Genomic DNA, 12895 nt, shown 5'->3' with positions numbered 1-12895 from the left:
CAGCGCTCGGCGGCCAGCGTCACTCGGCGGCCTTGGCGGTGGCGTCCACGATGGTCCGCAGCAGGTCCACCACCCGCGGCCCCCACCGGGAGGCGATGTCGTCGTCGAGTTCCACGACCTGGTCCTGCCGCACCGCGGTGAGCGAACCCCAGCCGCTGCGCGCCTTGACCGTCGCGGCGCTCTGCTGGCAGCACTTGACGTCGGAGAGGAACACGAAGTCGGGGTCGGCGTCGACGATCACTTCCTGGGACAGCTGCGGGTAGCCGCCATTCTTTCCGTCGGCGTCGGCCGCGTCGGCGATGTTCTCCAGCCCGGCGAGGCTGTAGATCGAGCCGATGAAGGTCTTGCTGGTGGCGGTGTACAGCTCCGGGCCCAGCTCGTGGAAGTAGGTGGGCGCCTGCGCCCGCTGCGGCACCTCGGCCACGATCTTGGTGATGTCGTCCTTCATCCGCTGCACCACGTCGGCCGCCGCGTCGGCGTTACCGGTGAGCGTGCCCAGCTCGGTGATCTGCCGGTACGAGTCGTCGAGGGTCTGCGCGGCGGGAGTCTGGTAAACCGGGATCTTGAGCGTGGTCAGCTGCTCGACGATCTTGTTGCGGTCGTCGCTGAGCACCACCAGGTCAGGATCCTTTGCGGCGACTGCCTCCGCGTTCGGCTGGTAGCCGGAGAGATCCGTCTTCGGCGCGTCGGCGGGGAAGTTGGACTGGTCGTCGACCGCGGTGACCTGCGGGCCGGCTCCGATCGCGAAGAGCATCTCGGTGGCCGTCGCCGACAGCGAGACGATCTTTTCCGGCCGCTGTTCCAGCGTCAGCGACCCGACGGTCACGGGGAAGGTGGCGGCGCTCGGGCTGTCACCGGGGGTGGGGGTGTCGGTGGTCTTCTCGGCGCAGGCGCCGAGCGCGAGCGCGGTCACCGCCAGGCTGGCGGCGAAGACCCTGGGGGTACGTCTGAACATCGGTCCTCCTGTCGGTCGAGGAGTGTGCTGCTTCGCCGACAGGGAGCCGAGGCACCCGTCCGCGAGGCGCCCTTTCCTCGAGAGCGCGGATCGCGACCGCGCCCCAGGCGACCTGGCTCGTCCCCGGTAACGGGGCATCACAGTTGCGGGACAGCGCCGGTGTCTCACCGGCTTCGCTGGGAACGGGTCGGTAAGACCGTAGCGCACGTCGCGTCGGTGCCCCGCCGAGCGGCCGTCGCGCTACCGCAGACCCGGCCGGGAGACAGCCGGTCCTGCCCGTTTGATCCGCCTGGAACGGGGCCCCGCGCGAGGGGGGTGGCGGGGCCCCGTCCGCTTTCAGGAGGAGGTGATGGTGACGTTGTCCACAGCCGCTTCGACGAGGCTGGCGGTCGAGGTGTCCGCCGCCTCGACCAGGATCCGGACGGACTGGCCGGCGTACGGGGTGAGGTTGAGGTTCGACACCGTCCAGGCGCCGTTACGGTTGCTGGCCGCACCGGCCTGGGTGAGCAACGCCGTGGTGCCGCCGTTGTGCACCACGCTGACCCGGAAGTAGTCCGCCGAGGACGAGTTCGAGCCGTGCGCCAGGTACCACGCCAGCGACAGGGTCAACGTGCCGCTGGACGGCAGTGCGACAGCGGGCGAACGGGCGCTTGTCACCCCGCCGTCGATGTCGTAGTCACCCGCACCGCTGCCGGCGAGTCGGCCGGTGACCAGGTCGTTGCTGCCCGCGTACGGGGTGAGCTGCTTGGCCCCGCTGGAGCTGGTGGCCTGCGCGGCGCCGCGCTCCCACTGCCCGGTGGTCGCCGTGTCGGTGCCGTTGGGGTTGGTCGTCCAACCGGTCGCGGTCTCGAAGGTGTCCGACCAGACCGTGGTCCCCCCGCCGCCGCTGCCGCAGTACTGCGCCTGCTTGCCGATGGCCCGGTAGGGGCAGTCGGCGTACTCGGAGAGGATCAGCACCGCCTCGCGGTTGCGCGTGGTCTGCTGCGGGATGACCTCGTCGGGTGGGTAGAAGCCGCCGCCGGAGGCCGAGCCCGGATACAGCTCGAAGGTGTACGCCCAGATGCCGTGCTCCGCCCACATCCAGTCGATGCTGCTGCCGTCGGTGATGTACAGGTCGCTTGACTGCTGCGGGGTGAAGCCGTTCGTCGCCGCCATCTGCTGGCCGATGGTGGCGAAGGTGTTGTACTGGTCGGCGCTCATTCCCGGGGCGGTGTTGTTGTACGTGTAGCCGTACGGCCAGAGCACCAGCTCGGAGTAGGTGTGGAAGTCGATGTTGGCCTTGATCTGCTGCGTCCCGCCGACGACCCGGCTGTTGACGAAGTTGCGCAGCGCCTGCGTCTCGGGCGCGGAGAACGCCGACGGACCCCGGTAGGTGTCCGAGGAGGTGGAGCCGGACGAGCCGCCGCAGCAGCCCCAGTTGTAGCTCCAGTTCCGGTTCAGGTCGGTGCCCACGTACGACGATCCGCTGTTGGGTTGGCGGTTCTTACGCCACGACCGATAGGAGCCGGTGGCGATGTCGTACTCGCTGCCGTCCGGGTTGACCGAGGGTACGACCCAGATCTCCCGGTTGTTGACCAGGCTGGTGATCCGCGAGTCGGAGCCGTAGTTGTCGGTGAAGAGGTTGAGCAGGTAGAGCGCCATCTCGACGGTCAGGTGCTCGCGGGCGTGCTGCTGGGCGTTGAACAGGATCTCCGGCTCGTTCTCGTCGGTGGCGACGTTGTCGGAGATCTTCACCGCGACCAGGTCCCGGCCCTCGTACGAGCTGCCGATGCTGACCTTCCGTGCGAGCGTCGGGTGGTCGGCCACCACCTTGTTTACCGCCGCGATCATCTCCGGATAATCGTGGTAGTTGGAGTCGGCCGACGGGAAGCCGAGGATCCCGACGTCGCCGTCGGCCGGCGCCCGGTCGGAGGGCAGCGCGGCGATCGCCTCCAGCCGGAACCCGAGCCGGGTGATGGCGGCGGCCTCGGCCCGGGTGGCCGAGACGTGCAGCACCCCGTGCTCGGAGTAGTCGATGGCAGCGCCGGTACGGGCGACCGCGTTGCGATCGGCGAGGGTCTTCGGGCCGAGCACCCGGTAGGGCACGGCGGCCGGTTGTTCGTCCCGGTTGGGCGCCGGCTCGGCGGAGACCGGTGGCGCGGCGATGGTGAGCAGGCCGAGCCCGGCGGCGACGATGAGCGCCAGGGCACGGCGGACGGGGATTGAACGGAAGGCCATGGACAACCTCCTGGAGGCGCGGGGATCCCCCGCTCGGTAGCGGACAGCCCACCACCGGTCACATGGTCATATCAACATTGATCGTTGTTTGGTCCATCCCAGCCGGATCCTCATGCCGGCGACATGGTTCCGCCGACCGTTCCACCGCGCCGACTGTCCGGGCGCTCAGCCCTTTTCGTCGGTGGGCCGGTCAGCCGGCGCGCCGTCGGCCTGGTCGTCGCCGGCCAGCGCGGACCGCAGCCGCTCCTTCTCCACGCGGCGACGCTCGGCGGCGGCGGCCATTTCCTCGGCCATCTCGTCCCGCCAGCCCTTCAGCAGGAAGAACGAGACAGCAGCGGAGAACAGCAGCGCCAGGATCAACTTGAGGAAGATGTCCATGTCGACCGGCCAGAGGGCCGCCACCACGACCACGAACAGACCGATCCGGCCCAGCGTGTACTTGACCGCCGCACTCACGTTCGTTCGCTCCGCTCGCTCAGGTAAACACTTCGTCTCAGCCGGTCCGGTTGGCCAGCCAGCGCACGCCGGAAAACCAGATCGTCGCGTACACCACGGTGAACGTGGTCGCCGCGAGCACGCCGGACAGCAGCGGCGGCAGCGCCGTCGCCACACCGGCGACCAGCAGCCCGGAAACCACCGCCGTCGCCACGGCCACCAGGGCGGCCACCACCCGGGGTGCACCGAAACCCCAGGCCCGGAAGTCCTCCCAGAACAGCCAGGCCGGCAGGATCACGGCCAGCCAGCCGTTGGCCTGGCCGAACTCACCGGCACCGAACCAGGCGAAGGCCACGTCGAAGAGCACCAGCACCAGCAGCCCGATGACCACCCCGGCCAGGCCGACACCCACCAGGTCGCCCAGGGTCCGGATCCGCCCCTCGGCATCCCGGCGGGGGAACGCGCTCTGCTGCTCGGTCATCGTCGTGCCAGGGTACGCGTCGCGTCAGGCCCAGACCTGCTGCGGCTCGGCCCGGCGCTCGGCCAGCGTGGGAGCGGCATCGTACTCGCGGACCACCTCGTAGCGGGTGTTGCGCTCGACCGGGCGGAAGCCGGCGTCCCAGATGAGGTGCAGCAGGTCGTCGCGGTGCATGGTGTTCGGCGTCCCGTACGAGTCGGCGTCGTGCGTGATCTTGTATTCCACCACCGAGCCGTCCAGGTCGTCGACACCGAAGTTGAGCGAAAGCTGGGCCACCGAGAGGCCGTGCATCACCCAGAAGCACTTGACGTGCGGGACGTTGTCGAACAGCAGGCGGGAGACCGCGAAGGTCTTCAACGACTCGGCCGGTGAGGCCATCGTGGTGCGGGCCTGGATCCGGTTACGGATCTTGCCGTCCGCCGAGTCGACGAAATCGTGCTGGTAACGCAGCGGGATGAAGACCAGGAAACCGCCGGTCTCGTCCTGCAACTCGCGCAGCCGCAGTACGTGGTCGACCCGGTGCCGGGGCTCCTCGATGTGGCCGTAGAGCATCGTCGACGGGGTCTTCATGCCCTTGCCGTGCGCCAGCCGGTGGATCCGGGACCAGTCTTCCCAGTGGCAGGCGTGGTCGACGATGTGCTGGCGGATCTCCCAGTCGAAGATCTCCGCGCCGCCACCGGTGAGCGACTCCAGGCCCGCGTCCATCAGCTCGTCGAGGATCTCGTCCGCGCCCAGACCGCTGATCTTCTCGAACCACTGCACCTCGGTGGCGGTGAACGCCTTGAGCTTGACGTTCGGCAGCGCGGCCTTCAGCTCGCGCAGCACCTTGGGGTAGTAGCGCCAGGGCAGCGTCGGGTGCAGGCCGTTGACGATGTGCAGCTCGGTGAGCTGCTCGTCCTCCATCTCCTTGGCCTTGCGGACCGCCTCGTCGATGCGCATGGTGTAGGCGTCCTTCTCACCCGGCTTGCGCTGGAAGGAGCAGTACGCGCAGCTCGCGCTGCACACGTTGGTGAGGTTCAGGTGCCGGTTGACGTTGAACATCACCCGGTCGCCGTTCATCTCGGTGCGCCTGTGGTGGGCCAGCCGCCCCAACCAGGTCAGGTCGTCGCTGGAGTAGAGGGCGATCCCGTCCTCACGAGTCAGCCGCTCCCCCGCGTACACCTTCGCTTCGAGTTCGCGCTTGAGTCCGGCGTCCATCTAAAGCCCCGTCCCCTTCCACCTGCGGTCGCGACCCGAGCGCGGTCGCCACCTGAGCCTACGTCGGCCGAGGCGGCAACTCACACCGTGGTCGTTTGGCAGCAGACTCTCAGCCTCCCGTTATCCGGCCAGACATCGACACCAGTGCACCGGGTGAGGTAAGACAGGGTGGGGCACGACACACACTGGTAGCGTCCCGAACCGCCGCGCCGACCGAGCGTGGCAGAGCAACGCCGGACGGGGAGCGGAATGATCGACAGCGCGGACGGACGGCAGCGGCGACGAGGCCCGGTGGTCTCACCGGTGCTACGGCCGGCCCTCTGGTCCGCCCTGCTCGCCGCGGTCGCCAGCACGGTCCTCGCTGCTCCGGCGTACGCCGAGCCCGGCATCCCCGTCACGGTGCCCGACACCGGCTCCCGTCCCACGGTCACCGGTCCCCTTCAACTACCCGGCATGCCCGCCGGCGCCACCCCCGGCCTGACGCCACCGACGCTCGGCACTCCCGGTGCCAGCGCGCTGGAAACCCGGATCACGGCCGCCGAGGCACGGGTCGCCGAGCTGGGCACCCAACTCCTCGAACTCGAACAGCAGCGCAACGAGGTGCAGGCCCAGTTCCGCACCGCCGAGCGTGATCTGGAGTTCGCCCGGGGCGCGGTCCAGCAGGCCCAGCAGCGTGCCGACCAGGCCGCCGCCGAGGCCATCAAGGCTGCCGCCGCGCTACCACCCGGCGGTTTCGCCACCGACCTGCGTGACCTGGATTTGCTCAGCCGGGCGAACCGCGGCGAGAAGGTCGGGCACGACACCGGCCCGGCCGCCGGCGAGATGGCGCGTGCCCGCGCCGACGAGCAGGTGGCGACGCAGGCGCACGCCGCCGCCCAGTCCCGACTTCAGGGCGTTCAGCAGCAGTACACCGCCACCCAGCAGGCACTGCGCGACGCCGAAGCGGAGCTGATCAAGCTGCGCGACGAGAACTCCGCGCAGCTTGTCGAGTTGGCTCGCCAGCAGGAGGCTGCCGAGCAGCAGATCGGTGCCGACTACGTCGACCAGTCCGCTGGCGGGCTGGTCGCCCACCCTTCGGCGAAGGCCGCCGTCGCGTACGCCCGGAAGCAGCTCGGTGACCCCTACGTCTGGGCGGCCGAGGGACCGAACTCGTTCGACTGCTCGGGCCTGATGTGGGCGGCATACCGGTCGGCGGGTTACCGCAAGCTGCCCCGGGTCTCCCGGGACCAGTACCGCGCCACCAGCTCGCGGACCGTGCCCCGCACCGCTCTCCTCCCCGGCGACCTGCTCTTCTTCGCCTCGGGCAGCAGTTGGCGCAGCATCCACCACGTGGGCATGTACATCGGTGGCGGCAAGATGATCCACGCGCCGACCACCGGTGACGTGGTCAAGATCTCCACGGTTCGTTGGTCCCGGCTCTACGCCGCGACCCGGGTGGTGGGCGCGGTGCCGGCACCGACGTCCTCGCCCACCCCGTCGCAACCGCCGACGCCCAAGCCCACGCCCAAACCGACGCCCAAGCCAACGCCGAAGCCGACCAAGACGACGAAGCCGACGCCGAAGCCCACCAAGACGACGACTCCGTCGCCCACTCCCTCGGACTCGACCACGCCGTCACCGACCCCGACAGGCTCCACCACGCCCTCGGCAACCCCGTCGGCGACCACCACCCCGTCGGCAACCCGGTCTGCGACCACCACCCCGTCGGCGACGACCTCGGCCTCCGAGACCACCGCACCGACCCTGGAAGCCAGCAGCGTCGCTCCGACCACGGCCGCCGGCAAGGCCGACCCGACCACCACGGCGAGCAGCGCGGCGCCGAAGGACAGCGCATCGGCCAGCCCGTCCACGGTCACCTGAGCCCGTACCCGCAGCCCGCCCACTCCACGCACGCCTGTCGGTCGCCGATAGTGACGGGGCGGCCACGCCAAGACCACGGCACCGCATCTTGTCCGGTGTCCAGGAACGTTGGCGGTGTCGCGGCGAGGCCCGGTGAGCGTTCCAGGACACCGCATTAGTCCAGACTTGTTCATGTGTGTGCTGCCGGACGACCGATAACACCCGCGACGGTGGCATGCACTCCGGGTGTGCCGCACGGTGGAATATGGCACGGTGTCACTCAGGCACTCCCGGTCCGGCGACACGGTCCGGTTGCGAGCGTGGCGCGGAGGCGACGATGACGGAGCAAGAGGTTCCGGCGGGGCTGGCGGGTCCGCCCCCTACGCCCACCGCCGAGCCGGAACCCACCGCCACCGCCCAGCCGGTGCCCGCCCCCACCAGCGAGCCGGGTACCGGCGGTTCCGCGGACCCGACGGCCGATGAGCCCGCCCAACCACCTACCACCCGGCCCAGCGCGGACGCAGCCACCGCGCCGAGCGCAGACGCCGCCACCAGCCCGGCGGGACCGGCCCGGGGCCGGGCAGGCGTTGCCAAGGTGACGGCCCCCGGCGGCGTGAGTCACGGTCAGCCACCGGCCGCTGCCGGGCTGACCGGGGCCGGAGGAGGCACCACGTACCGGGCCACCGCCGGACCGGTGGGCACGAGCGGAGGTGTCGCCCTCGGCGGATCGACCTCGGCGCCCGGTACGGCCGGCGTACCCGGTCAGCGGGAGGCTGTCCGGCCACACCGGGAGTCGACGGCATCGAAACCGGCGCGGGCCAGTGTTCGGGTACCCGGGCTCAGCCGGGTGAGCGTGGACGAGGCGGAGTCCGCCGGAGGGGGCGGCAAGACGGCTGGTGTCTACCGGTCCGCTCCGGCCCAACCGGGAGCGGCCAGGCCAGCCGAACCGGAGCCGATCGAGCCACCGGAGCCCGCTCAGCCGCCGGAGCCGGCCCAACCCCCGACGCCACCCGCACCCGAGCCGGAACCGGCACCCCACCCCCCGGTGCCCGGACCGGTCCCACCTGGGCCTACCCCGCCGTCGCCGTCGCCGGCACCGCCCTCCCCAGCACCGGTGCCGCCGACGCCCGGTCCGTACCCGCCGGGACCAGCCCCTGTTCCGCCGCCCGCCCCACGGCCCGCGCCGCCCGCCCCACGGCCCGCGCCGCCGGTTCCGGGCCCGCCGACGCCGCCTCCCGGTCCACCCGTACCGCCACCGACGCCGCCTTCCGGTCCACCCGTACCGCCGCCACCGGGCCCGATGCCGGCGCCGCCGTTCCCGCCGCCACCGGCGAACGCCGACACCATCCGGCCCACACCGTCCGCCGCCGTGTCCCGCACCGGCTCGCCCGCCAGCCCTGGCGAGGCCGACGCGGCCCCGGCCGTGCCGGCGCCGGCGCTGCCTGTCTGGCCGCCACCGACCAACCCCGGCGGCCGCCGGGACGAGCCCGCGCCCAACTCCCCGGGGGTCGCGCCCCGGCCCTCGTCCCGTCCGGGACTGCGTCCGGGCCCCGCCGGGTCACTCGCGGGCCCCGCCGGGTCACTCGCGCCGGTGGACGCGCCGAGCGGTGATCCGGGTGCGACGCGAACCCAGAGCAGCACGTCCGAACCGCCCGCTTGGGTCGGGACGTCCGCGACCGGGTCCACGCCGGGCGTCCGCTCGCCCGGAGAGACGGAGCACACGCGCCGCGCGGGCACGGCGGAGCACACGCGCCGCGCGGGCACGGCGGAGCACACGCGCCGCGCGGGCACGGCGGAGCACACGCGCCGCGCGGCTGAGGTAGCACCTGCTCAGCGTCCCGGCGGCTCCGACCTGAGCGCGTACTATGCCGGGCTGGAGAGTTCGGCGACGGTGGCCTTCCCGACCGGCGACCAGGAGACCTCCGGCTCGTTGACCGGGCACATCCTGGCTCAGGGCTGGGCTGACACGCCGGCCGAGCGGTCCCGCAGCACACTCCGGGTGGTGATCCTGATGGCGGTCGCGCTGGGGGTGCTGGTGGCGATCAGCGTGATGGTGGTGCTGTTCGCGAACGACGCGCTGCCCAGCGCGAGCAGTGGCCTGGTGGACGACCGACGGCTCGTGGATCGTTGGTGAGTCCGCCCACTACCCGGCTCCGGCGCAGGCGGGCAGGCGCCGACCGCCGTACACTTGTCGGTGATCATTGACCTGGCGCGTGACCACGCGCCCATGGGCGTTCTTGCGGAAGATCCGGCGGCCACGGCCGCAGCGGGACATCGCGAAGATGCGCCCCGCTCGAAAGGCATTTCTTGACCACCTCCGCTGACCTCGGCATGCCCCCGTTCTCCCCCGACCTTCCCGCCGCGCCGCAACCGGCCGGCACGACCACCCCGGTCACCTTCGACTCGCTCGGCCTTCCCCGGCAGTTGGTCCGGGCCCTGGACCGACAGGGCATCACCACTCCGTTCGAGATCCAACAGGCCACCGTGCCGGACGCGCTCGCCGGACGCGACGTGCTGGGCCGTGGGCAGACCGGCTCCGGTAAGACCCTCGCCTTCGGGCTGCCGTTGCTGGCCCGGATCGCCGCCGGTGAGCGGGCCCGCTCCCGGCATCCACGGGCGCTCGTGCTGGTGCCCACCCGAGAACTGGCCATGCAGGTCAACGACGCGCTGCTGCCGCTGGGAAAGGCCGTCGGCGTGTTTGTCAAGACCGCCGTCGGCGGGGTGCCGTACGACCGGCAGATCGATGCCCTGCGGCGCGGCGTCGAAGTGGTGGTGGCCACACCGGGTCGGCTCGCCGACCTGATCGACCGGGGCGTCTGCCAGCTCGACGACGTCGAGATCACCGTGCTCGACGAGGCCGACCAGATGGCCGACATGGGTTTCCTGCCCGAGGTCACCGAGCTGTTGGCGAAGACGCCGGCGGATGCGCAGCGACTGCTCTTCTCGGCCACTCTCGACGGTGACGTCGACGCGCTGGTACGGCGGTTCATGACCGACCCGGTCACCCACTCCACCGCACCGCCGACCGCAGCCGTGTCCACCATGGACCACCACCTGCTGCTCATTCCGCCGCAGGAGAAGTTCCCGGTCACCGCGTCGATCGCCGCGCGGGCCGGCCGGACCATCGTGTTCGCCCGTACCCAGTTGGGCGTGGACCGGCTGGTCACCCAGCTCGCCGCCGTGGGCGTACGGGCCGGCGGGCTGCACGGGGGCAAGACCCAGCGGATGCGTACCCGCACGCTCGCGGAGTTCCGTGAGGGGCGGACGAACGTCCTGGTCGCCACGGACGTCGCCGCGCGGGGCATCCACGTCGACGGGGTCTCCCTGGTGCTGCACGTGGACCCGCCGAAGGACCCGAAGGACTACCTGCACCGGGCGGGGCGTACCGCGCGGGCCGGTGAGACCGGCGCGGTGGCCACCCTGGTGTTGCCGAAGCAGCGCCGCACCACCCTGGCGATGCTGGAGAAGGCCGGTGTGGAGCCGGCGCAGTCCCGGGTACGTGTCGGCGACCCGGCGCTGGCCGAGCTGATCGGGGCGCGGGAGCCGAGTGGCGTTCCGGTACGTGACGAGCCGGAGCCGCAGCCCCGGCGCGGCGGCCGGCCGGGCGGCCCCCGTCGCTTCGGCGACCGGCCGGGCGGCGAGCGCCGTCACACCGACCACGGCGAACGCCGTCACACCGACCACGGCGAGCGCCGGTACGCCGACCACGGTCACCGGGGCGAACGCCGCTTCGCCGAGCAGGCACCGGGCGAGCGCCGCTACCACGACAACCCACGCGGCGAGCGCCGCTTCGGCGCTGACCGGGGCGGTCGGTCGGAGGGGTGGAACACGCACGACCGGCCACGCGAGGACCGGCGTGGGACGGGCGGCCGACCGCGGGTTCGCAGCTACTGACAACCGCGTTCCGCGCGCGGTGCTGATCTTCGGCGCATACGCTGCCCGGCTCCGCCGGGTGGCGTAACGTCCGGCTCATGCCGACCTCGCCGAAGTCACTGTTGTGGACCCGTACGGACACCGCCGGTGCCGAGCATGCCCTGGTCGACGACGGCCACGGCCTGACGGCGCAGGGCACCCAGGTGGCCGTCGACCCGCTTCCCTACACGTGTCGCTACCAGGTGACCACGGACACCGACTGGGCCAGTGTCCGCCTGGAGGTCGAGGTCGAGGGCGCCGGATGGCGGCGCAGCGTACGGCTGGAACGGGCCACCCAGCGGTGGCGGGTGACCGCCGCCGAGCAGGGTGATCTCGACGCGGTGCTGGCCGCCGCCGGGCACGCCCCGGCCGGGCTGCCCGGCGTGGAGGACCCGGATCGGCTGGCCGACGCCCTGGACGTGGACCTCGGCGGTTCACCACTGTTCAACACCCTGCCGCTGCGTCGGCTCGGCCTGAACGCCGCACCGCCGGACACCGCTCGCTCGATAAGCGTGGCCTGGGTGCTGCTGCCCAGCCTCACCGTGCTCCCCACCGAGCAGGTGTACACCGGGCTGGGCCCGGACCGGTTCCGGTACGCCAGCGGCGGCTTCAGCGCCGAGGTCGAGGTGGACGCAGACGGCTACGTCCTGCGTTACCCGGGGCTGGCCGAGCGCGCAGCCACCCGCTGACCGACCGTCCGCGCTGCCGGCTGGGCGCTCAGGTCGGCCAGGAACTGTCAATCCGGCCCGGCGCTCACCGGCCCGGCGCTCACCGGCCAGGAGCCGTCGGTCAGGAAGCGGTCGACGGTGGCCAGGTGCGGCGCGAGGTCGAGGCCCTGCCTGGCCACCCACTCGTCGGCATAGTAGGTGTCGGCGTACCGATCACCCGCGTCGCAGATCAGGGTGACCACCGAGCCGGTCCGGCCGGCGGCCAGCAGCTCGGCGATCAGGCCGAAGGCGCCCCAGAGGTTGGTGCCGGTCGACCCGCCCACCCGCCGCCCCAGCACCGCCGAGGCGGCTCGCATGGCCGCCAGCGAGGCCGCGTCGGGTACCTGCACCATCCGGTCCACCACCGAGGGCAGGAACGACGCCTCGACGGTCGGCCGGCCGATGCCCTCGATCCGGGAGCCCCGGCCGGTCCGCACCGACCAGTCGGCCGCCTGCCAGGCGGGGTAGAACGCGGAGTTCTCCGGATCGACCACGCAGAGCTTGGTGGGCAGCCGCCGGTAGCGGGCGTACCGGCCGATGGTGGCACTGGTGCCGCCGGTCCCCGCGCCGACCACGATCCACGCCGGGACCGGATGCCGTTCCAGGGCGAGCTGCGCGTAGATCGACTCGGCGATGTTGTTGTTGCCGCGCCAGTCGGTGGCCCGTTCCGCGTAGGTGAACTGGTCCATGTAGTGCCCGCCGGAGTCCTCGGCGAGCCAGCGCGCCTCGATGACCACCTTCGCCGGGTCCTGGACGAGATGGCACCGGCCGCCCTGGAACTCGATCTGGGCGATCTTCTCGGGCGAGGTGGAGGCGGGCATCACCGCGATGAAGGGCAACCCGAGCATCCGGGCGAAGTACGCCTCGGAGACCGCCGTGGAGCCGGACGACGCCTCGATGATCGTGGTATCCGGCCCGATCCAGCCGTTGCAGAGCCCGTACAGGAACAGCGAGCGGGCCAGCCGGTGCTTCAGCGACCCGGTCGGATGCACCGACTCGTCCTTGAGATAGAGGTCGATCCCCCACTGCCGGGGCAGCGGGAACGGCAGCAGGTGGGTGTCGGCGGACCGGTTCGCGTCCGCCTCCACGGCCGCGATCGCCTCGGTCACCCACCGCCGGCCGTCCTCGTCGCACCGGTCGAGATGAGTCACGCCC

11 protein-coding genes and 1 riboswitch are annotated in these 12895 nt (G+C 71.8%); of the genes, 4 read left to right on the top strand and 7 right to left on the bottom strand.

What is annotated here, in order from left to right; genetic code table 11:
* Positions 1–19: 19 nt before the first annotated feature.
* From KBX00_RS18115 to mqnE, 5 genes are all read right to left on the bottom strand, one after another.
* Complete coding sequence (locus KBX00_RS18115) at positions 20–955, bottom strand: ABC transporter substrate-binding protein (protein WP_210828535.1); 936 nt, start codon at positions 953–955, stop codon at positions 20–22.
* Between the two features lie 111 nt (positions 956–1066).
* Positions 1067–1127: riboswitch (cobalamin riboswitch) on the bottom strand.
* Between the two features lie 164 nt (positions 1128–1291).
* Positions 1292–3172, bottom strand: a complete 1881-nt coding sequence (locus KBX00_RS18110) for a M14 family zinc carboxypeptidase (RefSeq protein ID WP_210828534.1) — start codon at positions 3170–3172, stop codon at positions 1292–1294.
* Positions 3173–3337: 165 nt separating this feature from the next.
* Positions 3338–3628, bottom strand: coding sequence for a DUF4229 domain-containing protein (locus KBX00_RS18105; protein ID WP_210828531.1), 291 nt, complete (start codon positions 3626–3628; stop codon positions 3338–3340).
* 37 nt (positions 3629–3665) lie between these two features.
* A complete protein-coding gene (locus tag KBX00_RS18100) occupies positions 3666–4088 on the bottom strand; it encodes a hypothetical protein (RefSeq protein ID WP_210828528.1) in 423 nt (140 codons plus the stop codon).
* Between the two features lie 24 nt (positions 4089–4112).
* Positions 4113–5282 carry an aminofutalosine synthase MqnE gene (gene mqnE, locus KBX00_RS18095; RefSeq protein ID WP_210828525.1) on the bottom strand — a complete coding sequence of 390 codons (1170 nt, stop codon included), beginning with the start codon at positions 5280–5282 and terminating at the stop codon, positions 4113–4115.
* Positions 5283–5531: 249 nt separating this feature from the next.
* Here mqnE and KBX00_RS18090 point away from each other — a divergent pair, with 249 nt between their 5' ends.
* Positions 5532–7142, top strand: a complete 1611-nt coding sequence (locus KBX00_RS18090) for a C40 family peptidase (RefSeq protein ID WP_210828522.1) — start codon at positions 5532–5534, stop codon at positions 7140–7142.
* 1049 nt (positions 7143–8191) lie between these two features.
* Here the strand turns inward: KBX00_RS18090 and KBX00_RS18085 are convergent.
* Positions 8192–8449, bottom strand: coding sequence for a hypothetical protein (locus KBX00_RS18085; RefSeq protein WP_210828520.1), 258 nt, complete (start codon positions 8447–8449; stop codon positions 8192–8194).
* A gap of 563 nt (positions 8450–9012) precedes the next feature.
* On the opposite strand from KBX00_RS18085, the gene KBX00_RS18080 reads away from it, so the two are divergent.
* The 3 genes from KBX00_RS18080 (at position 9013) to KBX00_RS18070 (ending at position 11722) form a co-directional block, all read left to right on the top strand.
* Positions 9013–9255, top strand: coding sequence for a hypothetical protein (locus tag KBX00_RS18080; RefSeq protein WP_210828517.1), 243 nt, complete (start codon positions 9013–9015; stop codon positions 9253–9255).
* Positions 9256–9452: 197 nt separating this feature from the next.
* The gene (locus KBX00_RS18075; RefSeq protein ID WP_210828643.1) at positions 9453–11015 is read left to right on the top strand and encodes a DEAD/DEAH box helicase; all 1563 of its coding nucleotides are present in this window, start codon (positions 9453–9455) and stop codon (positions 11013–11015) included.
* A gap of 77 nt (positions 11016–11092) precedes the next feature.
* Complete coding sequence (locus KBX00_RS18070) at positions 11093–11722, top strand: putative glycolipid-binding domain-containing protein (protein ID WP_210828515.1); 630 nt, start codon at positions 11093–11095, stop codon at positions 11720–11722.
* 47 nt (positions 11723–11769) lie between these two features.
* On the opposite strand, the gene KBX00_RS18065 is transcribed toward KBX00_RS18070, so the two are convergent.
* Positions 11770–12891: a PLP-dependent cysteine synthase family protein gene (locus KBX00_RS18065; RefSeq protein WP_210828506.1), complete on the bottom strand. Its 1122-nt coding sequence runs from the start codon at positions 12889–12891 to the stop codon at positions 11770–11772.
* Between the last annotated feature and the right edge of the window lie 4 nt (positions 12892–12895).

Origin of the sequence: Micromonospora sp. C95, from assembly GCF_018070465.1 — a bacterium.
Classification (GTDB): domain Bacteria; phylum Actinomycetota; class Actinomycetes; order Mycobacteriales; family Micromonosporaceae; genus Micromonospora.
The sequence above is the reverse complement of the archived record's forward strand: the minus strand, read 5'-3'. Positions and strand labels throughout refer to the sequence as shown.

What these genes read in the sequence shown, in the direction of transcription:
- KBX00_RS18115 (WP_210828535.1), bottom strand. Translation starts at nt 955, where the DNA reads ATGTTCAGACGTACCCCCAGGGTCTTCGCCGCCAGCCTGGCGGTGACC.
- KBX00_RS18110 (WP_210828534.1), bottom strand. Translation starts at nt 3,172, where the DNA reads ATGGCCTTCCGTTCAATCCCCGTCCGCCGTGCCCTGGCGCTCATCGTC.
- KBX00_RS18100 (WP_210828528.1), bottom strand. Translation starts at nt 4,088, where the DNA reads ATGACCGAGCAGCAGAGCGCGTTCCCCCGCCGGGATGCCGAGGGGCGG.
- mqnE (WP_210828525.1), bottom strand. Translation starts at nt 5,282, where the DNA reads ATGGACGCCGGACTCAAGCGCGAACTCGAAGCGAAGGTGTACGCGGGG.
- KBX00_RS18090 (WP_210828522.1), top strand. Translation starts at nt 5,532, where the DNA reads ATGATCGACAGCGCGGACGGACGGCAGCGGCGACGAGGCCCGGTGGTC.
- KBX00_RS18075 (WP_210828643.1), top strand. Translation starts at nt 9,453, where the DNA reads ATGCCCCCGTTCTCCCCCGACCTTCCCGCCGCGCCGCAACCGGCCGGC.
- KBX00_RS18070 (WP_210828515.1), top strand. Translation starts at nt 11,093, where the DNA reads ATGCCGACCTCGCCGAAGTCACTGTTGTGGACCCGTACGGACACCGCC.